27 protein-coding genes are annotated in these 23,286 nt (G+C 62.1%); 17 read left to right on the forward strand and 10 right to left on the reverse strand.

The window, feature by feature from the left end:
• The first annotated feature begins 76 nt into the window (after positions 1 to 76).
• The 3 genes from pyrR to VQ575_RS25145 are packed head-to-tail and all read left to right on the forward strand — an operon-like array spanning position 77 to position 2,880.
• On the forward strand, positions 77 to 583 hold the full coding sequence (gene pyrR, locus VQ575_RS25135) for a bifunctional pyr operon transcriptional regulator/uracil phosphoribosyltransferase PyrR (protein WP_039590496.1): 507 nt from the start codon (positions 77 to 79) through the stop codon (positions 581 to 583).
• Positions 584 to 607: 24 nt separating this feature from the next.
• A complete protein-coding gene (locus VQ575_RS25140; protein ID WP_003177495.1) occupies positions 608 to 1,612 on the forward strand; it encodes an aspartate carbamoyltransferase catalytic subunit in 1,005 nt (334 codons plus the stop codon).
• The gene (locus tag VQ575_RS25145) at positions 1,609 to 2,880 is read left to right on the forward strand and encodes a dihydroorotase (protein WP_325918647.1); all 1,272 of its coding nucleotides are present in this window, start codon (positions 1,609 to 1,611) and stop codon (positions 2,878 to 2,880) included. The genes VQ575_RS25140 and VQ575_RS25145 overlap by 4 nt, the downstream gene beginning before the upstream one ends.
• A 132-nt stretch (positions 2,881 to 3,012) precedes the next feature.
• Here VQ575_RS25145 and VQ575_RS25150 read toward each other — a convergent pair whose 3' ends face one another.
• Positions 3,013 to 3,441, reverse strand: a complete 429-nt coding sequence (locus VQ575_RS25150) for an NINE protein (RefSeq protein ID WP_045157206.1) — start codon at positions 3,439 to 3,441, stop codon at positions 3,013 to 3,015.
• Positions 3,442 to 3,690: 249 nt separating this feature from the next.
• Here VQ575_RS25150 and VQ575_RS25155 point away from each other — a divergent pair, with 249 nt between their 5' ends.
• Entirely contained in the window at positions 3,691 to 4,302 is a 612-nt protein-coding gene (locus VQ575_RS25155; protein WP_039590490.1) for a C40 family peptidase, read from the forward strand.
• Between the two features lie 60 nt (positions 4,303 to 4,362).
• Here the strand turns inward: VQ575_RS25155 and VQ575_RS25160 are convergent, their stop codons facing one another.
• On the reverse strand, positions 4,363 to 5,397 hold the full coding sequence (locus VQ575_RS25160; protein WP_039590486.1) for a type IV pilus twitching motility protein PilT: 1,035 nt from the start codon (positions 5,395 to 5,397) through the stop codon (positions 4,363 to 4,365).
• A gap of 56 nt (positions 5,398 to 5,453) precedes the next feature.
• Between VQ575_RS25160 and VQ575_RS25165 the strand changes: the two genes are divergently transcribed.
• The 9 genes from VQ575_RS25165 (at position 5,454) to VQ575_RS25205 (ending at position 12,115) form a co-directional block, all read left to right on the forward strand.
• Positions 5,454 to 6,146 carry a YggS family pyridoxal phosphate-dependent enzyme gene (locus VQ575_RS25165; RefSeq protein WP_039590485.1) on the forward strand — a complete coding sequence of 231 codons (693 nt, stop codon included), beginning with the start codon at positions 5,454 to 5,456 and terminating at the stop codon, positions 6,144 to 6,146.
• 27 nt (positions 6,147 to 6,173) lie between these two features.
• Positions 6,174 to 6,992 carry a pyrroline-5-carboxylate reductase gene (gene proC, locus VQ575_RS25170; RefSeq protein ID WP_039590481.1) on the forward strand — a complete coding sequence of 273 codons (819 nt, stop codon included), beginning with the start codon at positions 6,174 to 6,176 and terminating at the stop codon, positions 6,990 to 6,992.
• A gap of 10 nt (positions 6,993 to 7,002) precedes the next feature.
• Positions 7,003 to 7,593 (forward strand): YggT family protein, encoded by a 591-nt coding sequence (locus VQ575_RS25175; protein WP_039590480.1) that lies wholly within the window; start codon positions 7,003 to 7,005, stop codon positions 7,591 to 7,593.
• 163 nt (positions 7,594 to 7,756) lie between these two features.
• Complete coding sequence (gene metX, locus VQ575_RS25180; protein ID WP_198723972.1) at positions 7,757 to 8,896, forward strand: homoserine O-succinyltransferase MetX; 1,140 nt, start codon at positions 7,757 to 7,759, stop codon at positions 8,894 to 8,896.
• A gap of 7 nt (positions 8,897 to 8,903) precedes the next feature.
• Positions 8,904 to 9,524: a methionine biosynthesis protein MetW gene (gene metW, locus VQ575_RS25185; RefSeq protein ID WP_198723971.1), complete on the forward strand. Its 621-nt coding sequence runs from the start codon at positions 8,904 to 8,906 to the stop codon at positions 9,522 to 9,524.
• A 25-nt stretch (positions 9,525 to 9,549) separates the two neighbouring features.
• On the forward strand, positions 9,550 to 9,984 hold the full coding sequence (locus VQ575_RS25190) for a DUF4426 domain-containing protein (RefSeq protein ID WP_039590476.1): 435 nt from the start codon (positions 9,550 to 9,552) through the stop codon (positions 9,982 to 9,984).
• Positions 9,981 to 10,577 (forward strand): RdgB/HAM1 family non-canonical purine NTP pyrophosphatase, encoded by a 597-nt coding sequence (rdgB, locus tag VQ575_RS25195; protein WP_039590473.1) that lies wholly within the window; start codon positions 9,981 to 9,983, stop codon positions 10,575 to 10,577. The genes VQ575_RS25190 and rdgB overlap by 4 nt, the downstream gene beginning before the upstream one ends.
• The gene (hemW, locus tag VQ575_RS25200; RefSeq protein ID WP_039590471.1) at positions 10,574 to 11,773 is read left to right on the forward strand and encodes a radical SAM family heme chaperone HemW; all 1,200 of its coding nucleotides are present in this window, start codon (positions 10,574 to 10,576) and stop codon (positions 11,771 to 11,773) included. Before rdgB ends, hemW begins: the two co-directional genes overlap by 4 nt.
• A gap of 18 nt (positions 11,774 to 11,791) precedes the next feature.
• The gene (locus tag VQ575_RS25205; protein ID WP_014340681.1) at positions 11,792 to 12,115 is read left to right on the forward strand and encodes a DUF3392 domain-containing protein; all 324 of its coding nucleotides are present in this window, start codon (positions 11,792 to 11,794) and stop codon (positions 12,113 to 12,115) included.
• 70 nt (positions 12,116 to 12,185) lie between these two features.
• Here VQ575_RS25205 and trmB read toward each other — a convergent pair whose 3' ends face one another.
• From trmB to VQ575_RS25225, 4 genes are all read right to left on the reverse strand, one after another.
• The gene (trmB, locus tag VQ575_RS25210; RefSeq protein WP_039590470.1) at positions 12,186 to 12,911 is read right to left on the reverse strand and encodes a tRNA (guanosine(46)-N7)-methyltransferase TrmB; all 726 of its coding nucleotides are present in this window, start codon (positions 12,909 to 12,911) and stop codon (positions 12,186 to 12,188) included.
• Between the two features lie 9 nt (positions 12,912 to 12,920).
• Positions 12,921 to 13,715, reverse strand: a complete 795-nt coding sequence (locus tag VQ575_RS25215; RefSeq protein WP_003177480.1) for a thiazole synthase — start codon at positions 13,713 to 13,715, stop codon at positions 12,921 to 12,923.
• A 54-nt stretch (positions 13,716 to 13,769) separates the two neighbouring features.
• Positions 13,770 to 13,970: a sulfur carrier protein ThiS gene (gene thiS / locus VQ575_RS25220; RefSeq protein WP_045157211.1), complete on the reverse strand. Its 201-nt coding sequence runs from the start codon at positions 13,968 to 13,970 to the stop codon at positions 13,770 to 13,772.
• Between the two features lie 90 nt (positions 13,971 to 14,060).
• Positions 14,061 to 14,432, reverse strand: coding sequence for a DUF423 domain-containing protein (locus tag VQ575_RS25225; protein WP_325918649.1), 372 nt, complete (start codon positions 14,430 to 14,432; stop codon positions 14,061 to 14,063).
• A gap of 73 nt (positions 14,433 to 14,505) precedes the next feature.
• On the opposite strand from VQ575_RS25225, the gene mtgA reads away from it, so the two are divergent.
• The gene (mtgA, locus tag VQ575_RS25230; protein ID WP_039590462.1) at positions 14,506 to 15,228 is read left to right on the forward strand and encodes a monofunctional biosynthetic peptidoglycan transglycosylase; all 723 of its coding nucleotides are present in this window, start codon (positions 14,506 to 14,508) and stop codon (positions 15,226 to 15,228) included.
• 103 nt (positions 15,229 to 15,331) lie between these two features.
• Here mtgA and rpoH read toward each other — a convergent pair whose 3' ends face one another.
• The 4 genes from rpoH to ftsY all read right to left on the reverse strand — a co-directional run bounded on the left by rpoH (position 15,332) and on the right by ftsY (position 19,407).
• Entirely contained in the window at positions 15,332 to 16,186 is an 855-nt protein-coding gene (rpoH, locus tag VQ575_RS25235; RefSeq protein WP_039590460.1) for an RNA polymerase sigma factor RpoH, read from the reverse strand.
• A 112-nt stretch (positions 16,187 to 16,298) separates the two neighbouring features.
• Positions 16,299 to 17,321, reverse strand: coding sequence for a permease-like cell division protein FtsX (gene ftsX, locus VQ575_RS25240; RefSeq protein ID WP_039590458.1), 1,023 nt, complete (start codon positions 17,319 to 17,321; stop codon positions 16,299 to 16,301).
• Positions 17,318 to 17,989, reverse strand: coding sequence for a cell division ATP-binding protein FtsE (gene ftsE, locus VQ575_RS25245; protein ID WP_024778908.1), 672 nt, complete (start codon positions 17,987 to 17,989; stop codon positions 17,318 to 17,320). Before ftsE ends, ftsX begins: the two co-directional genes overlap by 4 nt.
• Complete coding sequence (gene ftsY, locus VQ575_RS25250) at positions 17,986 to 19,407, reverse strand: signal recognition particle-docking protein FtsY (RefSeq protein WP_325918650.1); 1,422 nt, start codon at positions 19,405 to 19,407, stop codon at positions 17,986 to 17,988. Before ftsY ends, ftsE begins: the two co-directional genes overlap by 4 nt.
• Positions 19,408 to 19,751: 344 nt before the next feature.
• Here ftsY and VQ575_RS25255 point away from each other — a divergent pair, with 344 nt between their 5' ends.
• The 3 genes from VQ575_RS25255 to rsmD are packed head-to-tail and all read left to right on the forward strand — an operon-like array spanning position 19,752 to position 23,208.
• The gene (locus tag VQ575_RS25255) at positions 19,752 to 21,104 is read left to right on the forward strand and encodes a M16 family metallopeptidase (protein ID WP_325918652.1); all 1,353 of its coding nucleotides are present in this window, start codon (positions 19,752 to 19,754) and stop codon (positions 21,102 to 21,104) included.
• The gene (locus VQ575_RS25260; protein WP_325918653.1) at positions 21,101 to 22,591 is read left to right on the forward strand and encodes a M16 family metallopeptidase; all 1,491 of its coding nucleotides are present in this window, start codon (positions 21,101 to 21,103) and stop codon (positions 22,589 to 22,591) included. The genes VQ575_RS25255 and VQ575_RS25260 overlap by 4 nt, the downstream gene beginning before the upstream one ends.
• The gene (gene rsmD / locus VQ575_RS25265; RefSeq protein WP_039590449.1) at positions 22,591 to 23,208 is read left to right on the forward strand and encodes a 16S rRNA (guanine(966)-N(2))-methyltransferase RsmD; all 618 of its coding nucleotides are present in this window, start codon (positions 22,591 to 22,593) and stop codon (positions 23,206 to 23,208) included. Before VQ575_RS25260 ends, rsmD begins: the two co-directional genes overlap by 1 nt.
• Positions 23,209 to 23,286: the final 78 nt, after the last annotated feature.

Genomic DNA, 23,286 nt, shown 5'->3' on the forward strand with positions numbered 1-23,286 from the left:
AAAGCGCCGCCAAGGCGCTTTCTTCTAGCGATAAACCGAGTCACGAGCACCGACCCGGAAACCTGAAGGAGCCAGCATGAGCCTGCCCAATCCTGCCGAACTGATCAGCCAGATGGCGATCCGTCTCACGGCGCACCTGGAACAACGCGGCATCAGCGAACCGCGCTATATCGGCATTCGCACCGGCGGCGTCTGGGTCGCCCAGGCCTTGCTCGATGAACTGGGCAGCGATTCGCCGCTGGGCACCCTGGACGTGTCCTTCTACCGCGACGACTTCAGCCAGAACGGCCTGCATCCGCAGGTGCGTCCTTCGGCCCTGCCGTTCGAGATCGAAGGCCAGCACCTGGTGCTGATCGACGACGTGCTGATGAGCGGCCGGACCATTCGCGCCGCCATGAACGAACTGTTCGACTACGGTCGCCCGGCCAGCGTGACGCTGGTGTGCCTGCTGGACCTGGACGCCGCCGAGCTGCCGATCCGCCCGAACGTGGTCGGAGCGACGCTGGCGCTGGCCGCCCACGAGCGGGTCAAGCTCTCCGGGCCGTCGCCGCTACAACTCGAACTGCAAGACCTTGCCCTTTAACTGCCCTTGTAAGAGTCCATCGCGATGACGCCTCTCGAAACCAAGCGCCCGCTGCAGCTCAACGATCAGGGCCAGCTGCGGCACTTCCTGTCCCTCGACGGCCTGCGCCGCGAGCTGCTGACAGAAATCCTCGACACCGCCGACTCGTTCCTCGAAGTCGGTGCCCGGGCGGTGAAGAAAGTCCCGTTGCTGCGCGGCAAGACCGTGTGCAACGTGTTCTTCGAAAACTCCACCCGCACCCGCACCACCTTCGAACTGGCGGCCCAACGCCTGTCGGCGGACGTGATTACCCTCAACGTGTCCACGTCCTCGGCGAGCAAGGGCGAAACCCTGCTCGACACCTTGCGCAACCTCGAAGCCATGGCCGCCGACATGTTCGTCGTGCGCCACGGCGACTCCGGTGCGGCGCACTTCATTGCCGAACACGTGTGCCCGCAAGTGGCGATCATCAACGGCGGCGACGGCCGGCACGCCCACCCGACCCAGGGCATGCTGGACATGCTGACCATCCGTCGGCACAAGGGCAGCTTCGAGAACCTGTCGGTGGCCATCGTTGGCGACATCCTGCACTCGCGAGTGGCCCGCTCCAACATGCTGGCCCTCAAGACCCTCGGTTGCCCGGACATCCGCGTGATCGCGCCGAAGACCCTGCTGCCCATCGGCGTCGAGCAATACGGCGTGAAGGTCTACACCGACATGACCGAAGGCCTCAAGGATGTGGATGTGGTGATCATGCTGCGCCTGCAACGCGAGCGCATGACCGGTGGCCTGCTGCCCAGCGAAGGCGAGTTCTATCGCCTGTTCGGCCTGACCACGGCACGCCTGGCCGGGGCCAAGCCGGATGCCATCGTCATGCACCCGGGGCCGATCAACCGCGGCGTGGAGATCGAGTCGGCGGTGGCTGACGGGCCGCATTCGGTGATTCTCAACCAGGTGACCTACGGCATCGCCATCCGCATGGCCGTGCTGTCCATGGCCATGAGCGGGCAAACGGCCCAGCGCCAATTCGACCAGGAGAACGCCCAGTGAAGCTCAGCATTCTCGGCGCACGCGTGATCGATCCAGCCAGCGGCCTGGATCAAGTGACTGATATTCATATCGATGCCTGCAAGATCGTCGCCCTTGGCGCCGCGCCGGCAGGTTTCGCGGCGGTCGAAATCCTCGACGCGAAAGGCTTGGTGGCAGCCCCCGGTCTGGTGGACCTCAACGTAGCCCTGCGCGAGCCGGGCTACAGCCGCAAAGGCAGTATCGTCAGCGAAACCCGCGCCGCCGCCGCCGGTGGCGTGACCAGCCTGTGCTGCCCGCCGCAGACCAAGCCGGTGCTGGACACCTCGGCCGTGGCCGAACTGATCCTCGACCGCGCCCGCGAGGCCGGCAACACCAAGGTCTTCCCGATTGGCGCACTGAGCAAAGGCCTGGAAGGCGAACAACTGGCCGAACTCATCGCCCTGCGTGACGCCGGTTGCGTAGCGTTCGGCAACGGCCTGAACAGTTTCCGCAACACCCGCACCCTGTGCCGCGCCCTGGAATATGCAGCGACGTTCGGCCTGACGGTGATCTTCAACTCCCAGGACCACGACCTGGCCGAAGGCGGCCTCGCTCATGAAGGCCCGACCGCCAGTTTCCTCGGCCTGCCGGGCATTCCGGAAACCGCCGAGACCGTGGCCCTGGCCCGGGACCTGCTGTTGGTGGAACAAAGCGGCGTGCGCGCCCACTTCAGCCAACTGACCAGCGCCCGCGGCGCGGCGCTGATCGCCCAGGCCCAGGCCCGTGGCTTGCCAGTGACCGCCGACGTGGCGCTGTACCAACTGATCCTGACCGACGAAGCGCTGATCGATTTCAACAGCGTCTATCACGTCCAGCCACCACTGCGCACCCGCGCCGACCGCGATGGCTTGCGCGAGGCAGTGAAATCAGGGGTGATCTCGGCCATCTCCAGCCATCACCAACCCCACGAGCGCGACGCCAAGCTGGCACCGTTCGGCGCCACCGAGCCGGGTATCAGCAGCGTCGAGCTGCTGCTGCCGCTGGCCCTGACGCTGGTGGAAGACGGTTTGCTGGATTTGCCGACCTTGCTGGACCGCCTGAGCGCCGGCCCGGCTAAGGCATTGCAGCTGCCGGCGGGGAAACTCGCGGTAGGCGCAGCGGCGGACCTGGTGCTGTTCGACCCTGGCGCGTCCACCATAGCCGGTGAGGCTTGGCGTTCCAAGGGTGACAACTGCCCGTTCCTCGGCCATAGCCTGCCGGGTGTGGTGCGCTATACGCTGATGGATGGGCGGATTACCCACCAGGCCTGAAAATCTGCGTCGCCTGCTTCGCGAGCAAGCCCGCTCCCACACTTGATCCGAGGTGCTCACAATCATGTGTTCACCGACAATCCCTGTGGGAGCGGGCTTGCTCGCGAATGCAGGCGACTCGATCTGCCTGTCTTAGTGAAATGCCCCACGCTTCTGCGCGTTACGAATCGACACCTGGTCGTTCAGCGTCCAGAAGTCATACAGCACGCCCAGGAAAAATACCCCGCCGGTCAGCAGATACAGAATCCCGCTGAGCCATTTGCCCTGATACATCCGATGTACGCCAAGTACCCCGAGGAACGTGAGCAGGATCCACGCCACGCTGTACTCGATCGGCCCAGGGGTGAATCGCAGGTCCGCTTCGCGGTCCATGGCCGGGATCAAGAACAGGTCGATCAACCAACCGATACCCAGCAGGCCGAAGGTGAAAAACCAGATCGTGCCGGTGACCGGCTTGCCGTAGTAAAAACGGTGAGCGCCGGTAAATCCGAAAATCCACAGCAGATACCCAATGACTTTGCTGTGGGTATCGCGGATTGCTTCCTGCTGATAGCTGTTCATGAGTGGTCTCTTTTGCCTCGATAGAAAAATTTGTTCGGACTTTTTGTGACTTTTTTGTGTCTCGCCGACAAGCGGCACTGGGCGACCCGAGTCGGGGAAACGCCCGTAGTACGGGGCTTGTGTCTGAAAATCGGGCCAAATTGTCGCAATTGTGCGCGGTACACGCTGGGTTTCGGATCGACAAACGGCCTCGGAATGCGAAAAAAAGCTGTTATAAAGTTGCGCGCTAACCTTTATGAGCCCTGCCTAATGCGTCCATTTTTCAAGACATGGCTGACCCTTTGCCTATTATTGCCACTGGCCGCCCACGCCACCAATCGTGAGCAACGTCTTCCCAACATCAATGGCTACACCCCGAAATCCCATGTTTCTGCTCCGTCGAGCAAGAACAAGCAAGGCGTCCAGCGCGTGAGCACGGCTCACAGCCGGTTGGTGCCTCCCATGGCGACCAAGACCACCAGCAACGTGTTGAGCCGCGCCGTGAATGTCCTCGGTACACCTTATCGTTGGGGCGGCAGCAGCCCAAGTAAAGGTTTCGATTGCAGCGGCCTGGTGAAATACGCCTTCAACGACTCCACGTTCGACCTGCCGCGCACGTCTAATGCAATGGCGGCCGGCCACGGCGAGAAAGTCGAGCGCAAGGACTTGAAGCCCGGCGACCTGATTTTCTTCAAGCTCAAGAGCCGCCGGGTCAACCATGTGGCCATCTACCTGGGCAACGACCGCTTCATCCACGCCCCTCGCCGTGGCAAATCGGTGACCATCGACACGCTGAACAAGCCGTATTGGAACACCCATTACGTGGTTGCCAAGCGGGTGCTGCCGAAAGAACCGGGTGCGATGCGCGTGGTTCAGCGCTGATCACCGGCCCCTGTGGCGAGGGGATTTATCCCCTCGCCACAGGGCTTGCCTTGCGCCCCTCTAGAAATTGTCCGGCGTACGCGCCCGCTCCCGCGCGTGCTCGCGGCTGATCAATCCCTTGTTCAGCAGCTCCTTCAGGCACATGTCCAGCGTCTGCATCCCCAGCGAGCCACCGGTCTGGATCGACGAATACATCTGCGCGATCTTGTCTTCCCGGATGAGATTGCGGATGGCTGAGGTGCCGAGCATGATTTCGTGCGCCGCGACCCGGCCGCCGCCGATCTTCTTGACCAGCGTCTGGGAAATCACCGCCTGCAACGACTCCGACAACATCGAGCGAACCATGGATTTCTCGTCACCGGGGAACACGTCCACCACCCGGTCGATGGTCTTGGCTGCCGATGTGGTGTGCAACGTACCAAACACCAAGTGCCCGGTTTCAGCGGCGGTCAGCGCCAGGCGAATGGTTTCCAGGTCGCGCATCTCCCCCACCAGGATCACATCCGGATCTTCACGCAGGGCCGAGCGCAGGGCCGTCGAGAACCCCTGGGTGTCACGGTGCACCTCGCGTTGGTTGATCAGGCATTTGCGCGGCTCATGGACGAACTCGATCGGGTCCTCGATGGTAAGGATGTGATGGTGCTTGTGGCTGTTGAGGTAGTCGATCATTGCCGCCAGGGTGGTGGACTTGCCTGAACCGGTCGGCCCGGTCACCAGCACGAGCCCGCGTGGGGCCTCGGTGATCTTGCGAAACACCTCGCCCATCCCCAGGTCTTCCATGGTCAGGACTTTCGAAGGGATGGTCCGGAACACCGCTCCCGCGCCACGATTCTGATTGAAGGCATTGACCCGAAACCGTGCCACGCCCGGCACGTCGAAGGAAAAATCGGTTTCCAGGAATTTTTCGTAATCCACTCGCTGCCGGTCATTCATGATGTCGTAGATCAATTCATGGACCTGCTTGTGGTCCAACGCCGGCAGGTTGATCCGCCGCACATCGCCGTCGACACGGATCATCGGCGGCAGCCCGGCAGACAAGTGCAGGTCCGACGCCCCTTGTTTGGCGCTGAACGCCAGCAGTTCAGTGATATCCATAGCGCTCCTCAATTCCAGTAGAATGCCGCGAACCTCAGACCCGCTGGCCTTTCTTTATGACCACGATAGCAGACAACATTGCTCAGGTTAGATCGCGCATCCATGCGGCGGAACAGGCCGCGCAGCGCACCGGACACAGCGTTCAACTGCTGGCCGTGAGCAAGACCAAGCCCGCCCAGGCCCTGCGCGAAGCCTATGCCGCCGGCCTGCGTGACTTCGGCGAGAACTACCTGCAGGAAGCACTGGGCAAACAGGCCGAACTGACCGACCTGCCCTTGATCTGGCACTTCATCGGCCCCATTCAATCGAACAAGACGCGCGCTATCGCTGAACATTTCGACTGGGTGCATTCCGTGGATCGCTTGAAAATTGCACAGCGTTTGTCCGAGCAGCGGCCAGCCGAGCTGCCACCGTTGAACATCTGCATCCAGGTCAACGTCAGCGGCGAAGCCAGCAAATCCGGCTGCACGCCCGCAGACTTGCCCGCCCTGGCAAACGCCATCAGTGCCTTGCCGCGCCTCAAGTTGCGCGGGTTGATGGCCATTCCCGAACCGACCGACGACCGCACCGAACAGGATGCCTCATTTGCCGCCGTCCAGCGCCTGCAAGCCAGCCTGGACCTGCCCCTGGATACGTTATCGATGGGCATGAGCCACGACCTCGAATCCGCCATTGCCCAAGGCGCCACCTGGGTGCGCATCGGTACTGCGCTGTTCGGGGCTCGCGACTATGGCCAATCGCCCAGCTGACTCACTCACTTTTTATAAGGACCCGTCATGAGCAACACGCGTATTGCCTTTATCGGCGCCGGCAACATGGCCGCCAGCCTGATCGGCGGCTTGCGGGCCAAGGGCCTGGAAGCTGCGCAGATTCGCGCCAGCGATCCGGGTGAAGAGACCCGCAACCGGGTGAGCGCCGAGCACGGCATCGAAACCTTCGCCGACAATGCGAAGGCCATCGATGGCGCGGACGTCGTAGTGCTGGCGGTCAAGCCGCAAGCGATGAAAAGCGTCTGCGAAGCCCTTCGCCCGAATCTACAGCCGCATCAACTGATCGTGTCGATTGCCGCCGGGATTACCTGCGCGAGCATGAACAACTGGCTCGGTGCCCAGCCGATCGTACGCTGCATGCCCAACACCCCAGCGCTGCTGCGCCAGGGCGTCAGCGGCCTGTTCGCCACCGAACAAGTGACCACCGCGCAACGCCAGCAGGCCGAACAATTGCTATCGGCCGTGGGCCTGGCAGTGTGGCTGGACACCGAGCAGCAACTGGACGCCGTCACCGCCGTCTCCGGCTCGGGCCCGGCGTATTTCTTCCTGCTGATCGAAGCCATGACCGCCGCCGGCGAAAAACTCGGCTTGCCACGGGAAACCGCTGCGCAATTGACCTTGCAGACTGCTCTCGGCGCCGCGCACATGGCGGTGTCCAGTGATGTCGATGCGGCGGAGCTGCGTCGCCGCGTGACCTCGCCGGCCGGCACCACGGAAGCGGCCATCAAATCATTCCAGGCTGGCGGCTTCGAAGCCCTCGTGGAAAAAGCACTCGGCGCCGCCGCGCACCGCTCGGCCGAAATGGCCGAACAACTGGGCCAATAAGGAGCCATTCATGATTGGATTGAACACTGCAGCGGTCTATGTCCTGCAAACCCTCGGCAGCCTGTACCTGCTGATCGTGCTTATGCGCTTCGTGCTGCAACTGGTGCGCGCCAACTTCTACAACCCGCTGTGCCAATTCGTCGTCAAGGCTACCCAGCCACTGCTCAAGCCGTTGCGCCGGATCATTCCGAGCCTGTTCGGCCTGGACATGTCTTCACTGGTGTTGGCGATCCTGGTGCAGCTGGCGCTGATGGCCCTGACCCTGCTGCTGACCTACGGCACCACCGGCAATCCGCTGCAATTGCTGATCTGGTCGCTCATTGGTGTGACTGCGCTGTTCCTGAACATATTCTTCTTCGCGATGATCATCAGCGTGATCCTGTCCTGGGTCGCGCCGGGCAGCCACAACCCAGGCGCCGAGCTGGTGAACCAGATCTGCGAGCCGGCCCTCGCGCCGTTCCGCCGCATCGTGCCGAACCTGGGTGGCCTGGACATCTCGCCAATCCTGGCGTTCATGGTGATCAAGCTGATCGACATGCTGGTGATCAACAACCTGGCGGCGATCACCATGATGCCGGAGATCCTGCGGGTGCTGATCTAAAGCACGCTGCAACTTTTCCTGTGGCGAGGGGGCAAGCTTCCTCGCCACAGATAGATCCAGTCACCACAGGGTTTGTATCAGCGGACAATCAGCGCCGCCGTTTGCTTGCCGCCTGCCACAGCGGTCTTTAGACTTACGCCTCATTTCAACGAGAGCAGGGTCGATGCCAGCTGCCTTTCCCCCCGATTCCGTTGGTCTGGTGACGCCGCAAATGGCGCATTTCAGCGAGCCCCTGGCCCTGGCCTGCGGCCGTTCGTTGCCAGCCTATGACCTGATCTACGAAACCTACGGCACCCTCAATGCCACGGCGAGCAACGCCGTGCTGATTTGCCACGCCTTGTCGGGGCATCACCACGCCGCCGGCTACCACAGCGCCGACGACCGCAAGCCCGGCTGGTGGGACAGTTGTATCGGTCCGGGCAAGCCCATCGACACCAACCGTTTCTTCGTGGTCAGCCTGAACAACCTCGGCGGTTGCAACGGCTCCACCGGCCCGAGCAGTATCAACCCGGAGACCGGCAAGCCCTTCGGCGCCGATTTCCCGGTGTTGACCGTGGAAGACTGGGTCCACAGCCAGGCGCGCCTGGCCGACCGCCTCGGCATTGGCCAATGGGCGGCGGTGATCGGCGGCAGCCTCGGCGGCATGCAGGCCCTGCAATGGACGATCACCTACCCGGACCGCGTGCGCCATTGCCTGGCAATCGCCTCGGCGCCCAAGTTGTCGGCGCAGAACATCGCCTTCAACGAAGTGGCGCGCCAGGCGATCCTCACCGACCCCGAATTCCACGGCGGTTCGTTCCAGGAACACGGCGTGATCCCCAAGCGCGGGCTGATGCTGGCGCGGATGGTCGGGCATATCACTTATCTGTCCGACGATTCCATGGGTGAGAAATTCGGCCGTGGCCTCAAGAGCGAGAAGCTCAACTACGACTTCCACAGCGTCGAATTCCAGGTCGAAAGCTACCTGCGTTACCAGGGCGAGGAGTTCTCGGGACGTTTCGACGCCAACACCTACCTGCTGATGACCAAGGCGCTGGACTACTTCGACCCGGCGGCGAACTTCGACGATGACCTGGCGAAGACCTTCGCCAATGCCACCGCCAAGTTCTGCGTGATGTCGTTCACCACCGACTGGCGCTTCTCCCCGGCCCGTTCGCGGGAGCTGGTGGACGCGCTGATGGCCGCGCGCAAGGACGTCTGCTATCTGGAAATCGACGCCCCCCAGGGCCACGACGCCTTTTTGATCCCGATCCCGCGCTACCTGCAGGCGTTCGGCAACTACATGAACCGTATTACGCTGTGAGGACGCCATGAGAGCCGATCTGGACATCATCCAGGAATGGATCCCCGCCGGCAGCCGCGTGCTCGACCTGGGCTGCGGCAACGGCGAACTGCTGACCTGGCTGCGCGACAACAAGCAAGTCACCGGCTACGGCTTGGAAAACGACCCGGACAACATCGCCGAATGCGTGGCCAAGGGCATCAACGTCATCGAGCAGGACCTGGACAAGGGGCTGGGCAATTTTGCCAGCAACAGCTTCGACATCGTGGTCATGACCCAGGCCCTGCAAGCCGTGCATTACCCGGACAAGATCCTCGGCGAAATGCTGCGCGTCGGTCGCCAGTGCATCATCACCTTCCCCAACTTCGGCCACTGGCGCTGCCGCTGGTACCTGGCGAGCAAGGGGCGGATGCCGGTGTCGGAGTTCTTGCCCTACACCTGGTACAACACACCGAACATTCATTTCTGTACGTTCGAGGATTTCGAAGAACTGTGCCGCGAGCGCAAAGCCAAGGTCATCGACCGTCTGGCGGTGGACCAGCAGCACCGCCACGGGTGGGCCAGCAAGCTATGGCCTAATCTGTTAGGTGAAATAGGCATCTATCGGGTCAGCAGCCCGGGCCTCGCCGACCACCGGGTCGCCGTATGAGCACCAGCCTTTTCAGGAGCACGACATGAAACGTCTAGCGTTGCTGTTAATCACCACCTGCCTGAGCGTCGGCGCCATGGCCGCCGATGTCATCAAGGCCGAGCGCAAGGAAGTGTTCGGTGACGTCACCGTGCACTACAACACGTTCAACTCCACCTTCCTGACGCCCGACATCGCCAAGGCCGCCGAGTTGATCCGCAGCAAGAACCAGGGCGTGATCAATGTCTCGGTCATCAAGGGCGGCAAGCCACTGATCGCCCAAGTCAGCGGGACGGTGAAGGACTTGACCAGCAAGACGGTCCCGCTCACCTTCCGCCAGATCACCGAAGCCGGCGCGATCTACTACATCGCCCAATACCCGGTGGACCAGCAGGAAACCCGCACTTTTGAAATCAAGGTGCAGACGGGCGACAAGATCAACACGATCAACTTCAACCAGGAACTGTTCCCGGGCCAATGATGAACCTTACCCAACTCGTACTGGCCAGCCACAACGCAGGCAAGCTCAAGGAACTGCAGGCGATGCTCGGCGGATCGGTGCAACTGCGCTCGATCGGCGAATTCAGCCAGGTCGAGCCGGAAGAAACCGGCTTGTCGTTCGTCGAGAACGCCATCCTCAAGGCCCGCAATGCAGCACGCATCTCCGGCCTGCCGGCGCTGGCCGACGATTCCGGCCTGGCGGTGGATTTCCTCGGCGGCGCGCCAGGCATCTATTCGGCCCGTTACGCCGACGGCAAAGGTGACGCGGCGAACAACGCCAAGCTGCTCGAAGCCCTCAAGGAGGTGCCTGAAGCCGAGCGCGGCGCACAGTTCGTTTGCGTGCTGGCCCTGGTGCGCCATGCCGACGATCCGCTGCCGATCCTCTGCGAAGGCTTGTGGCACGGGCGCATTCTCACTGAAGCCAGCGGCGAGCACGGTTTCGGGTACGACCCATTGTTCTGGGTACCGGAGCGCAATTGCTCCAGCGCCGAGCTGGGACCGGTGGAAAAGAACCAACTGAGCCACCGCGCCCGCGCCATGGCCCTGCTGCGTCAACGCCTGGGCCTGCAATGACCACCGACTCTCCCGCACCGCTGATCCACGGCGGTGCACAAACACCTCGGGCGCCGCTGCCGGTGCTGCCGCCCCTGGCGTTGTACATCCACATCCCGTGGTGCGTGCGCAAGTGCCCGTATTGCGACTTCAACTCCCACACCGCCAGCCCGCAGTTGCCGGAAGAGGAATACGTCGACGCCCTGTTGGCCGACCTCGACCAGGACTTGCATGCGGTCTACGGTCGCCCGCTGAGCTCGATTTTTTTCGGAGGAGGCACCCCGAGCCTGTTCAGCGCCCAAGCCCTGGGCCGATTGCTCAAGGGGGTCGAGGCGCGGATACCGTTCGCCCAGGACATCGAGATCACCCTGGAAGCCAACCCCGGCACGTTCGAGCAAGAAAAATTCCTCGCCTACCGGGCGCTGGGCATCAATCGCCTGTCCATCGGCATCCAGAGCTTCCAGCAGGCCAAGCTAGAAGCGCTGGGCCGGATCCATAACGGTGACGAGGCGGTGCGCGCCGCCGGCATGGCTCGCCAGGCCGGGTTCGATAACTTCAATCTCGACTTGATGCATGGCCTGCCCGACCAGTCCCTCGAAGACGCGCTGAGCGATCTGCGCCAGGCTATCGCCCTCAAGCCCACCCATTTGTCCTGGTATCAGCTGACGCTGGAGCCGAACACGGTGTTCTGGAACCAGCCGCCGACCTTGCCGGAAGACGACACGCTGTGGGACATCCAGGAAGCCGGGCAAGCCCTGCTCGCCAAACACGGCTACGCCCAATACGAAGTCTCGGCCTATGCCCAGCCCGGGCGAGCGGCGCGGCACAACCTCAATTACTGGAGCTTCGGCGACTTCATCGGCATCGGCGCCGGCGCCCACGGCAAGCTCAGCCATCCGGACGGGCGCATCGTGCGCACCTGGAAGACCCGCTTGCCCAAGGATTACCTCAACCCGGCCAAGCGTTTCCTGGCCGGCGAAAAAAACCTCGCCAACGAAGAGCTGCCATTCGAGTTCCTGATGAACGCCCTGCGCCTGACCGCAGGCGTGGAAGCGCGGCTGTACCCGGAGCGCACCGGGCTGCCACTTCAAAGCCTGGCCGAAGGCCGGCGCGAGGCCGAACAAAGTGGGTTGTTGCAGGTCGAACCGTCACGTCTGGCGGCGACCGAGCGCGGACAGCTGTTTCTCAACGACTTGCTGCAGAAATTTCTGAGCTGATCAATACAAGGAAATCGAATGGATCTGGTACTCGACCTGCTCGCCACCGTGTCCCGCTGGAGCCGCAGCAACCTGTCGGAAATCTCCCTGGCATTGGTAGGTTGCTTGCTGGTGCTGTTTGGTGCCGATATCAAGGGCTGGGTCGAACAACGCCTGGGCAGCATCGCCGGCGCGTTGCGCGTCCCGCTGATTGCCCTGCTGTGCATGATCGGCAGCGGCGCCGCGTTGATCTACGCCACGCCGTGGATCGTCCGGGGCTTGAGCCAGTTCAACAACTACAGCCTGGCGCCGGTATTGCTGGTGGTATTGGTGTTGATTGGTGTGGTGGCGGATCGGCGCTGAACCCCGCCTACACCTCAAAACAATGTGGGAGCGACGGTTCGGCGCTCCCACAGTTTTTATCGCGCGGTGTTTAGGACAGCTTCTCGAACTTCAAATCCCAAACCCCGTGCCCAAGCCGTTCGCCACGGCGTTCGAACTTGGTGATCGGCCGTTCGGCCGGGCGCGGCACGCACTTGCCGTCTTCGGCCAGGTTGCGATAACCCGGGGCGACGTTCATGACTTCCAGCATGTATTCGGCATAGGGTTCCCAGTCGGTGGCCATGTGCAGCACACCGCCGACCTTCAACTTGCTACGCACCAGCTCGGCGAACGACGCCTGGACGATCCGGCGCTTGTGATGGCGGCTTTTGTGCCACGGATCCGGAAAGAACAGCATCAGCCGGTCGAGACTATTGTCAGCCACGCAGCGGTTGAGCACTTCGATGGCATCGCAATCGTAGACCCGCAGGTTGGTCAGCCCTTGAGTCAGGACGCCATTGAGCAGCGCACCCACGCCCGGACGATGAACCTCCACGCCAATGAAATCCTGCTCCGGCGCGGCAGCCGCCATCTCCAACAGCGAGTGGCCCATGCCGAAACCGATTTCCAGCGAGCGCGGCGCTGAGCGGCCGAAAACCTGGTCGAAGTCGACCGGTGCGTCCGCCAGAGGCAGGACGTACAGCGGAGCGCCCTGCTCCAGGCCGCGTTGCTGGCCTTCCGTCATGCGCCCGGCGCGCATCACGAAACTCTTGATGCGGCGGTGCTGGCGCTCTTCGCCGTCTTCCGGAAGGACCGGCGTGTCGTTCGATTCAGTCATCAATGGCTCTTACTTGATCAGACCATCCAGCGGCGAGGACGCGCTGGCGTATAGTTTTTTCGGCATACGACCGGCCAGGTACGCCAGGCGACCGGCGACAATGGCGTGCTTCATGGCTTCGGCCATCAGGATCGGCTGCTGGGCGTGGGCGATGGCCGAGTTCATCAGCACCGCTTCGCAACCCAGCTCCATGGCGATGGTGGCGTCGGAGGCAGTACCGACACCGGCATCCACCAATACCGGGATCTTGGCTTCTTCCAGGATGATCTGCAGGTTGTACGGGTTGCAGATCCCCAGGCCGGTGCCGATCAGGCCGGCCAGCGGCATCACCGCGATGCAGCCGATTTCCGCCAGTTGACGGGCGATGATCGGGTCATCGCTGGTGTAGACCATCACGTCGAAACCTTCCTTGACCAGGGTCTCGGCAGCCTTGAGGGTCTCGATCACGTTGGGGAACAGGGTTTTCTGGTCCGCCAGCACTTCCAGCTTCACCAGGTTGTGGCCATCGAGCAGCTCACGGGCCAGGCGACAGGTGCGCACGGCCTCGATGGCGTCGAAGCAACCGGCAGTGTTCGGCAGGATGGTGTAGCGATCCGGCGGCAGGATATCCAGCAGGTTAGGTTCGCCCGGGTTCTGGCCGATGTTGGTGCGGCGCACGGCCACGGTCACGATCTCGGCGCCCGAGGCTTCGATGGCCAGGCGGGTTTCTTCCATGTCGCGGTATTTGCCGGTGCCTACCAGCAAGCGCGACTGGTAGGTACGACCGGCCAGGACGAAGGGCTTGTCGCTACGAACGATGCTCATGGGAAATCCTCTGTAGGGGTGAGGTTCTTGCGAAAGGCTGCGAAACCGAGGCGCCTAGCCGCCGCCGATGGCATGGACCACTTCGACGCTGTCGCCATCGTTCAACGTGGTGTCGGCATGCTGGCTGCGCGGGACGATATCCAGGTTGAGTTCCACTGCGACACGGCGTCCGGCGAGTTCCAGACGGGTGAGCAGGGCCGCAACGGTTTCGCCGTCGGGCAGTTCAAGGGGTTCGCCGTTCAATTGAATGCGCATGCCGGATGCCGCCATCATTTTTAGGGGCTGGCATTCTAGCCCGATCAGTCTGGACGACCCAAGCCATTCGTCATGAAATGGACTTGCTGGTCAGCTCAGCCGCCAGGCGGCAAGGCCCAGGCACAGCCAGCCAATCAAAAACGCCACGCCGCCGAACGGGGTGATGATGCCCAGCTTGCTGATCCCGGTGAGCGTCAGCAAATAAAGGCTGCCGGAGAACAGCAGGATGCCGACCACAAACGAAATCCCGGCCCATGTGACGATACGGCCAGGGATGTGCGTAGCCAACAATGCGACGCCGAGCAGCGCCAGTGTATGCACCAGTTGGTAGGTAACCCCGGTGTGGAAAATCGCCAGGTAATCGGCGCTCAGGCGGTTTTTCAGGCCATGGGCGGCAAATGCTCCCAGCGCGACGCCGGTGAAGCCAAAAAAAGCCGCCAGCATCAGAAAGCTACGCAACATGGGAACTCCAGTCAGACTCGGTGGGCAGGGTCTGTATAATGGCCCGCTCGACGGGTTCGGCCAAGCCATCTCTATGCTGCGTACATTGTTTCGACGATTTCTCAAAGCCCTGCTCTGGTTCGCCGTCGGCAGCGTTGTGCTGGTGCTGCTGTTTCGCGTGGTGCCGCCGCCGTTCACCGCGCTGATGATCGAGCGCAAGGTTGAGTCCTGGTTCGGCGGCGAGCCGATCGACCTGCAGCGTGACTGGCAGCCTTGGGACCGGATCTCCAACAGCCTCAAGGTCGCTGTGATCGCTGGCGAAGACCAGAAATTCCCCGAGCACTGGGGCTTCGACATCGGCGCGATCCAGGCCGCATTCGCCCATAACGGGCGCGGCGGTTCGATTCGTGGCGCCAGCACCCTTAGCCAGCAAGTCTCAAAAAACCTTTTCCTGTGGTCGGGCCGCAGTTGGCTGCGCAAGGGGCTGGAAGCTTGGTTCACTGCACTGATCGAGGTGTTCTGGCCCAAGCAACGGATCCTCGAGGTGTACCTCAACAGTGTCGAGTGGGATGACGGGGTGTTCGGGGCCGAAGCGGCGGCGCGGCATCACTTTCGCATCGGTGCCGACGGCTTGTCACGGCAACAGGCCAGCCTGCTGGCCGCGGTATTGCCCAACCCGCGGAAATGGAGCGCCAGCCGGCCGAGCCCCTATGTGCTTAGGCGGGCGGGGTGGATTCGCCAGCAGATGAACCAATTGGGCGGCGACAGTTATCTGCTGGAGCTCGATCGGGCGCGACGGGCGCCTTGGGCGCAGTAACCCAGCACCGTTCCCACAGGGATGAAGTTGACGTTTGCATCACACAAACAAAAACGCCCCGATCATCACTGATCGGGGCGTTTTTTATAGCTGCTACCGCAGGTCAAGCCGCGATCGACACCTTGAGCTTGTTCATCGCGCTCTTCTCAAGCTGGCGAATCCGCTCGGCCGAGACGTTGTACTTCTGCGCCAGGTCGTGCAGCGTGGCTTTCTCCTCGGCCAGCCAGCGCTGGTAGAGAATGTCACGGCTGCGCTCGTCAAGCACTTCCAGCGCTTCGTGCAGGTTGGTGTTGGAGTTGTCACTCCAATCAGCGTCCTCCAGTTGTCGCGCCGGGTCATACCGGTGGTCTTCCAGGTAGTTGGCTGGCGATTGGAAAGCGCTGTCGTCGTCCGCTTCGGCGGCCGGATCGAAGGCCATGTCATGGCCCGTCAGGCGGCTTTCCATCTCGCGCACTTCCCGAGGCTCTACGCCAAGGCTTTCAGCCACGCGATGGACTTCGTCGTTGCTCAGCCAAGCCAAGCGTTTCTTCTGGCTGCGCAAGTTGAAGAACAGCTTGCGCTGGGCCTTGGTGGTCGCGACTTTCACGATCCGCCAGTTGCGCAGGATGAATTCGTGGATTTCCGCCTTGATCCAGTGCACTGCAAACGACACCAGGCGTACACCCATTTCCGGGTTGAAACGCTTGACCGCCTTCATCAGGCCAACGTTACCTTCCTGGATCAGGTCGGCCTGGGCCAGCCCGTAGCCGGAATAGCTGCGGGCGATATGTACGACAAAACGCAGGTGGGCGAGCACCATCTGCCGAGCCGCCTCAAGATCCTGCTCATAATAGAGACTCTCGGCCAGTTCACGCTCCTGCTCGGGCGTCAGCAATGGAATGCTGTTCACCGTATGCACATAAGCCTCGAGGTTCGCACCCGGGACTAGAGCATAAGCAGGTTGCAAAGAAGTGGTCATACGAAAAAACCTCCGACTCACATAACTCGTGCAGTTCAGCACTGCGAAAATTGACCGGGAACCGTAGGACAAGTTCCCACAAAAACTGAAAGGTCAATACGCGCAACAAATACTATTTTGGAGCAAGCTCACGCAGGTGGCGTGCTACCGCAATCCATGCACCGATATAACCCAACAGCACCGCGCCAAGCAAGAGCGACAGACCGTCGGCGGCTGGCACACCGGCCAGCGAGAAATCGCTGCCGTACAAACCGGCCAACCCCACTACCGCATCGTTCAGCCAGTCCAGGCCGAACGCCAATACGCCCCAGGACAGGATGCCGGCACCGAAGCCATACAGCGCTCCCATATAAAGAAAGGGCCTGCGCACATAACTGTCCGTCCCGCCGACGAGTTTAATCACTTCTATCTCGGTGCGGCGGTTTTCAATATGAAGACGAATGGTATTGCCTATCACCAAAAGTAATGCGGAAACCAGAAGCACCGTCAGACCGAAGACAAAGCGGTCGCCGAGCTTGAGGATCGCCGCAAGACGCTCGACCCAGACTAGATCAAGTTGCGCTTGTTGTACCTTCGGCAATTCGGAAAGTCTTTGTCTTAATGCTTCAAGGGTCGGCTTGTCGACCTCATTCGGGGTAACCAGCACCACGCCCGGAAGGGGGTTCTCGGGCAGTTCCTTGAGGGCTTCGCCCAGGCCGGATTGCTGCTGGAACTCTTCAAGCGCCTGCTCGCGCCCCACGTATTCGGCATCGGCCACGCCCGGCATGGCCTTGATCTGTTCACGCAGTGCCTCGCCTTCACCCGGCGTCGCATCCAGTTGCAAATAAAGGGAGATCTGCGCTGCTCGCTGCCAGGAGCCGCCCAAGCGCTCCACATTACTCAGCAGGAGCGACAAGCCCATGGGCAGGCTCAAGGCCACTGCCATGACCAGGCAAGTAAAGAAGCTGCCGATCGGCTGCTTGCCCAGGCGCCGCAGGCTGTCGAGCAGGCTGGCGCGATGGCTTTCGATCCAGGCGTGCAACAGCGTGGTGAAATCCGGGCCGTCGTCATCGTCGCGCTTTTTCTTTTGCGGCTGCGGATCGGTGCCCTTCGGGGCAACGCGTTCGGCCACTTTCGGGCTGCGGGTAGCACTCATACGCCTGCCTCCCCGTCGCCAATCAATCGGCCGCGTTGCAACGTGAGCATGCGATGGCGCATGCGTGCGATGAGCGCCAGGTCATGGCTGGCGATCAGCACGCTGGTGCCCAAGCGGTTGATGTCTTCGAATACGCCCATGATTTCCGCCGCCAGGCGCGGGTCGAGGTTACCGGTGGGTTCATCCGCCAGCAGCAAGGCCGGACGATGGACAATAGCGCGGGCGATACCGACGCGCTGTTGCTGGCCGGTGGACAGGTCGCCCGGGTACAGGTCGGTCTTGTCCGATAGGGCCACGCGCTCCAGCGCCGAGTCCACGCGCTTGTTGATTTCAGCCTTGGACAATCCAAGAATCTGCAACGGTAGCGCCACGTTGTTGAACACCGTGCGATCGAACAGCAACTGGTGATTCTGGAATACCACGCCAATCTGGCGCCGCAGATAGGGAATCTGGGCGTTGCTGATGGTGCTCAGGTCCTGGCCGGCCAGCAACAATTTGCCGGTAGTGGGCCGTTCCATCGCCAATAGCAGGCGCAGCAAGGTACTTTTACCGGCACCGGAATGGCCGGTAACAAACAGAAATTCGCCACGACGGACCCGAAAGCTCAGCTCATGCAAGCCGACGTGACCGTTCGGATAGCGTTTACCGACCTGTTCGAAACGAATCATGAATGCTCCCGCTCGGCAAACAATGCCTGGACAAACGGCTCGGCTTCGAAGGTGCGCAAATCATCGATGCCTTCCCCCACGCCGATGTAGCGAATCGGCAGGCCAAATTGCTTGGCGAGGGCAAAGATCACCCCGCCCTTGGCGGTACCGTCAAGCTTGGTCAGGGCCAGCCCGGTCAGTTCGACGGTCTGGTTGAACTGCTTGGCCTGGTTGATAGCGTTCTGGCCAGTACCAGCGTCCAGTACCAGCAGCACTTCATGGGGCGCGTCGGCATCGAGCTTGCCGATCACCCGGCGAACCTTTTTCAACTCTTCCATCAGGTTGTCTTTGGTGTGCAGGCGACCGGCCGTGTCGGCGATCAGCACATCGATGCCACGGGCCTTGGCCGCTTGCACGGCGTCGAAGATCACCGAAGCGGAGTCGGCGCCGGTGTGCTGGGCGATCACCGGGATCTTGTTGCGTTCGCCCCACACTTGCAGCTGTTCGACCGCGGCGGCGCGGAAGGTGTCGCCCGCGGCGAGCATGACTTTCTTGCCTTCGAGCTGCAGCTTCTTGGCCAGCTTGCCGATGGTGGTGGTCTTGCCGGCACCATTGACGCCAACGACCAGGATCACGAACGGCTTGTTCTGCGAGGCAACCACCAGCGGTTTTTCCACCGGCTTGAGCAGGTTGGTCAGTTCGCCCTGCAGGGATTTGTACAGCGCATCGGCATCGGTCAGCTGTTTGCGGGCGACCTTCTGGGTCAGGCTCTGGATGATCACCGAGGTGGCCTCGACGCCGACATCGGCGGTCAGCAGGCGGGTCTCGATGTCTTCGAGCAATTCGTCATCAATGACCTTCTTGCCGAGGAACAGGCTGGCCATGCCTTCGCCAATGCTGGCACTGGTCTTGGACAGGCCCTGCTTGAGGCGGGCGAAGAAGCCGACCCTGTTCTCTTCGGCAGGACGCGGCGGCTCGGCCGATGCCGGAACCTCTGTCGGGGCAACCTCTGGCTCTGGCTCGGAAACAAGCTCAGGAACCGGAGGCACGACCACGGCGACCGGTGTTTCCTCCGATTGCGTCGGGGCAGGAATTGGTGGGGTGACGTGGGGCGCTTGGGCGTCCTCGACCAATGCGACCGGCTCTTCCGCCACGGGCAGGGTCAGCCAGGGTGTCTGCCCGGCTGGCGGGGTCAGGGGTTGCTCATGCACTGGCCCATGCACGGGCTCGGCTTCAGCCTCGGCCGGTTGCAACACCGGCTCGGCAATCGGCAGGACAATGGGCGCAGCCTCTTCGACCACCGGTTCTTCGGCAGGCCCAGGCTGCGGTTGAGGCTGTTCGACTACGGTTTCCTGCGGCTTCTTGCGCAGCCATCCGAACAGGCTTTTTTTCTCGCCAGCCGCAGCTGGGGTCTTCTTGTCGTCGTTGGAACCAAACATGGAGGACGGCTATCTCACGGTAGCGACGCGCCTGGAGGGCGCCTCGGTGATAAATATTCGATGCTGAACAGACTGCGTTTCATCGAGCTTGTTCACGCGCAACAGATTGTCGAAATGTCCCCAGGACACCTCATGGTCGATTTTTTCGAAGGACTGGTACGGCATCGTCGGCGAAAACGCAGGGATAGAGAAGAAAACCCGACGTTTCTGCGCAGAACCCAGACAACCCAGGGCCGATAAAAGACCCGATAGGCGTGGCCGCCAGTAAAACGGACCGTTATCCTAGCACCTCCTCGCCTGCTGAGGCTAAGACCCGGCAGGCAGCCCGACAGGTTTAAACACGAATGAATGCTCTTGCCCGCCGCGCCGCAGGCCTGCTGCTCAGCACGGTTTGTCTGCCCTTCTCAGCCTTGGCTGCCGATCCACAACCTACCCATGAATTCACCCTCGACAACGGCCTGAAGGTCGTCGTGCGCGAAGACCATCGCGCACCGGTGGTGGTTTCCCAAGTCTGGTACAAGGTCGGTTCCAGCTACGAAACGCCGGGCCATACCGGTTTGTCCCATGCCCTGGAACATATGATGTTCAAGGGCAGCGATAAAATCGGCCCCGGCGAAGCGTCGCTGATCCTGCGCGACCTCGGTGCCGAAGAGAACGCCTTCACCAGCGATGACTTTACCGCCTATTACCAGGTACTGGCCCGGGATCGCCTGGGCGTGGCCTTCGAGCTCGAAGCCGACCGCATGGCGAGCCTGCGCTTGCCGCCGGAGGAGTTCAGTCGCGAGATCGAGGTGATCAAGGAAGAGCGCCGCATGCGCACCGACGACAAGCCGATGTCCAAGGCCTTCGAGCGCTTCAAGGCCATGGCCTATCCGGCCAGCGGTTACCACACGCCGACCATCGGCTGGATGGCCGACCTGGACCGCATGACCGTCGGCGAACTGCGTCATTGGTACGAATCCTGGTACGCCCCGAACAACGCGACCCTGGTCGTCGTCGGCGACGTGACGCCGGACGAGGTGAAGACCCTGGCCCAGCGCTACTTTGGCCCGATTGCCCGGCGCGACGTACCGGCGGCGAAAATCCCGCTGGAGCTGGCCGAGCCCGGCGAACGCAAGATCACCCTGCATGTACGGACCCAGTTGCCGAGCGTCATGCTGGCATTCAACGTACCGAGCATCGCCACCGCGACGGACAAGGCCTCGGTCAACGCCCTGCGCTTGATTTCGGCCCTGCTGGACGGCGGCTACAGCGGCCGGATCCCGACCCAGCTGGAACGTGGCGAAGAACTGGTCTCGGGCGGGTCGTCGAACTACGACGCGTTTACCCGTGGCGATACGTTGTTCACCCTGTCGGCAACGCCTAACACACAGAAAAACAAGACCCTCGCCCAGGCTGAAGCCGGGCTGTGGCGCTTGTTGGAAGCGCTGAAGACGACCGCCCCGACCGCCGAGGAACTGGAACGCGTCCGCGCCCAGGTGATCGCCGGCCTGGTGTATGAGCGCGACTCCATTACCAGCCAGGCCACTGCGATCGGCCAACTGGAAACCGTCGGCTTGTCCTGGAAACTGATGGACACCGAGCTCGCCGAACTGCAAAGCGTGACCCCGCAGGATATCCAGAAGGCAGCCCAGCTGTATTTCACCCGCCCGCGCTTGAGCGTCGCGCATGTCCTGCCTGAGGAGAAAGCTCAATGAGTGAGCGCAAATCATCGCGCCCGGCGCTGATCGGCCTGGCGCTGGTCGCCTCGGTCGCCGCGCTGGCCTTTTACCTGTCGCCTACGAACAGTTCCAACGCCAGCCAGGCGCTGGACCAGGCCAAGTCAGGCAACAAATTGCAATCGCTGGCCGAACTGGACGATAAGGCGCCGAGCCGGCGCCAGCTCGATGTGCAAACCTGGAAAACCGCCGACGGCGCCAAGGTCCTGTTTGTCGAAGCCCGGGAATTGCCGATGTTCGACCTGCGCCTGACCTTCGCCGCCGGCAGCAGCCAGGACGGCGATGCCCCAGGCCTTGCCCTGCTGACCAATGCCATGCTCAACGAAGGCGTGGCCGGCAAGGACGTCAGCGCCATTGCCCAAGGCTTCGAGGGCCTCGGCGCGGACTTCGGCAACGGCGCCTACCGGGACATGGCGGTGGCCTCGTTGCGCAGCCTCAGCGCGACGGAAAAGCGTGAGCCGGCACTGAAGCTGTTCGCCGAAGTCGTCGGCAACCCGACCTTCCCCGCCGACTCGTTCGCCCGCATCAAGAACCAGATGCTTGCCGGTTTCGAGTACCAGAAACAGAACCCCGGCAAACTGGCGGGCCTGGAGCTTATGAAACGCCTGTATGGGGATCATCCGTACGCCCACTCCAGCGATGGCACCGAAAAGAGCATTCCACCGATAACCCTGGCCCAGGCCAAGGCCTTCCATGCCAAGGCCTATGCCGCCGGCAACGCTGTGATCGCGCTGGTGGGGGACTTGTCCCGCGCCGAAGCCGAAGCGATCGCCAGCCAGATATCCGCCGCGCTGCCCAAAGGCCCGGCGCTGGCGAAAACCCCGCCACCGGTAGAGCCGAAGGCGAGCATCAGCCACATCGAGTTCCCGTCCAAGCAGACCAACCTGATGCTTGCGCAGTTGGGCATCGACCGCGACGATCCGGATTATGCCGCAGTGTCCCTGGGCAACCAGATCCTCGGCGGCGGAGGCTTCGGTACGCGATTGATGACGGAAGTACGGGAAAAACGCGGCCTGACCTATGGCGTTTACTCAGGTTTCACGGCGATGCAAGCTCGCGGTCCGTTCATGATCAATCTGCAAACCCGCGCCGAGATGAGTGAAGGCACGCTCAAGCTGGTGCAGGACGTGTTTGCCGATTACCTCAAGAACGGCCCGACCCAGAAAGAACTCGATGACGCCAAGCGCGAGTTGGCCGGGAGTTTCCCGCTGTCCACCGCCAGTAACGCCGACATCGTTGGCCAGCTTGGCGCCATGGGCTTCTATGATTTGCCGCTGAGCTACCTGGAAGATTTCATGCGCCAGTCCCAGGAACTGACGGTCGAGCAGGTCAAGGCAGCTTTGAACAAACACCTGAGCACCGACAAGATGGTCATCGTCACCGCTGGCCCGACCGTCCCGCAAAAGCCGTTGCCGGCGCCCACTGACAAACCTGCCGAGCAGCCGCTCGGGGTTCCGGAGCACTAATGGCCCGTTCATCGAGTTCCACCCGCAAACCCACGCACAACGGTGTGAACCAACTTCGCATCATTGGCGGTGAATGGCGCAGCCGACGCTTGAGCTTCCCGGATGCCCCAGGACTGCGGCCGACACCGGACCGGGTGCGCGAAACCCTGTTCAACTGGCTCGCACCCTACGTCGCGGGCGCCAAGGTGCTCGACCCGTTTGCCGGCAGCGGCGCGTTGTTTCTCGAAGCGCTGTCCCGTGGTGCCGCCATGGGCCAGGCGCTGGACGCCAGCAGCCTGGCGGTTTCCAGCCTGAAGGAACACCTCGGCACCCTGCGCTGCACCGTCGGCCAGGTGCAGACGGCCGACGCGCTGCGTTACCTCGACAGCCAACCGGCGACCCGCTTCGACCTCGTGTTCCTCGACCCGCCGTTCAATCAAAACCTGCTGCCGACAGTCTGCGCCTTGCTCGAGGAACGTCAGTGGCTGGCCGAGGATGCCTGGGTCTACACTGAAAGCGAGACCGCCCCGTCCACCCTGGGACTGCCGAGCAATTGGCGCCTGCATCGCGAGCAGAAATCCGGACAGGTCTTCTATGCACTTTGGCAGCGTAGTGCTGGGACCATCGTCCCGGACTGAACAGTAGAGAACTTGAAAAGTGCGGTACATAGTTACCGCCCATCACCAACCTGGAAACGCCACAGTGATTACACAATT

The organism is Pseudomonas frederiksbergensis (assembly GCF_035751725.1).
In the GTDB taxonomy this organism is placed as follows: domain Bacteria; phylum Pseudomonadota; class Gammaproteobacteria; order Pseudomonadales; family Pseudomonadaceae; genus Aquipseudomonas; species Aquipseudomonas frederiksbergensis_A.

Coding starts and splice junctions, on each gene's coding strand:
- VQ575_RS25140 (WP_003177495.1), top strand. CDS start 608: ATGACGCCTCTCGAAACCAAGCGCCCGCTGCAGCTCAACGATCAGGGC.
- VQ575_RS25255 (WP_325918652.1), top strand. CDS start 19,752: ATGAATGCTCTTGCCCGCCGCGCCGCAGGCCTGCTGCTCAGCACGGTT.
- thiS (WP_045157211.1), bottom strand. CDS start 13,970: ATGCGCATTCAATTGAACGGCGAACCCCTTGAACTGCCCGACGGCGAA.
- hemW (WP_039590471.1), top strand. CDS start 10,574: ATGACCACCGACTCTCCCGCACCGCTGATCCACGGCGGTGCACAAACA.
- trmB (WP_039590470.1), bottom strand. CDS start 12,911: ATGACTGAATCGAACGACACGCCGGTCCTTCCGGAAGACGGCGAAGAG.
- mtgA (WP_039590462.1), top strand. CDS start 14,506: ATGCTGCGTACATTGTTTCGACGATTTCTCAAAGCCCTGCTCTGGTTC.
- proC (WP_039590481.1), top strand. CDS start 6,174: ATGAGCAACACGCGTATTGCCTTTATCGGCGCCGGCAACATGGCCGCC.
- VQ575_RS25215 (WP_003177480.1), bottom strand. CDS start 13,715: ATGAGCATCGTTCGTAGCGACAAGCCCTTCGTCCTGGCCGGTCGTACC.
- VQ575_RS25150 (WP_045157206.1), bottom strand. CDS start 3,441: ATGAACAGCTATCAGCAGGAAGCAATCCGCGATACCCACAGCAAAGTC.
- ftsX (WP_039590458.1), bottom strand. CDS start 17,321: ATGAGTGCTACCCGCAGCCCGAAAGTGGCCGAACGCGTTGCCCCGAAG.
- rpoH (WP_039590460.1), bottom strand. CDS start 16,186: ATGACCACTTCTTTGCAACCTGCTTATGCTCTAGTCCCGGGTGCGAAC.
- VQ575_RS25190 (WP_039590476.1), top strand. CDS start 9,550: ATGAAACGTCTAGCGTTGCTGTTAATCACCACCTGCCTGAGCGTCGGC.
- VQ575_RS25260 (WP_325918653.1), top strand. CDS start 21,101: ATGAGTGAGCGCAAATCATCGCGCCCGGCGCTGATCGGCCTGGCGCTG.
- VQ575_RS25225 (WP_325918649.1), bottom strand. CDS start 14,432: ATGTTGCGTAGCTTTCTGATGCTGGCGGCTTTTTTTGGCTTCACCGGC.
- rdgB (WP_039590473.1), top strand. CDS start 9,981: ATGATGAACCTTACCCAACTCGTACTGGCCAGCCACAACGCAGGCAAG.
- metX (WP_198723972.1), top strand. CDS start 7,757: ATGCCAGCTGCCTTTCCCCCCGATTCCGTTGGTCTGGTGACGCCGCAA.
- ftsE (WP_024778908.1), bottom strand. CDS start 17,989: ATGATTCGTTTCGAACAGGTCGGTAAACGCTATCCGAACGGTCACGTC.
- pyrR (WP_039590496.1), top strand. CDS start 77: ATGAGCCTGCCCAATCCTGCCGAACTGATCAGCCAGATGGCGATCCGT.
- VQ575_RS25205 (WP_014340681.1), top strand. CDS start 11,792: ATGGATCTGGTACTCGACCTGCTCGCCACCGTGTCCCGCTGGAGCCGC.
- metW (WP_198723971.1), top strand. CDS start 8,904: ATGAGAGCCGATCTGGACATCATCCAGGAATGGATCCCCGCCGGCAGC.
- VQ575_RS25175 (WP_039590480.1), top strand. CDS start 7,003: ATGATTGGATTGAACACTGCAGCGGTCTATGTCCTGCAAACCCTCGGC.
- ftsY (WP_325918650.1), bottom strand. CDS start 19,407: ATGTTTGGTTCCAACGACGACAAGAAGACCCCAGCTGCGGCTGGCGAG.
- VQ575_RS25155 (WP_039590490.1), top strand. CDS start 3,691: ATGCGTCCATTTTTCAAGACATGGCTGACCCTTTGCCTATTATTGCCA.
- rsmD (WP_039590449.1), top strand. CDS start 22,591: ATGGCCCGTTCATCGAGTTCCACCCGCAAACCCACGCACAACGGTGTG.
- VQ575_RS25165 (WP_039590485.1), top strand. CDS start 5,454: ATGACCACGATAGCAGACAACATTGCTCAGGTTAGATCGCGCATCCAT.
- VQ575_RS25160 (WP_039590486.1), bottom strand. CDS start 5,397: ATGGATATCACTGAACTGCTGGCGTTCAGCGCCAAACAAGGGGCGTCG.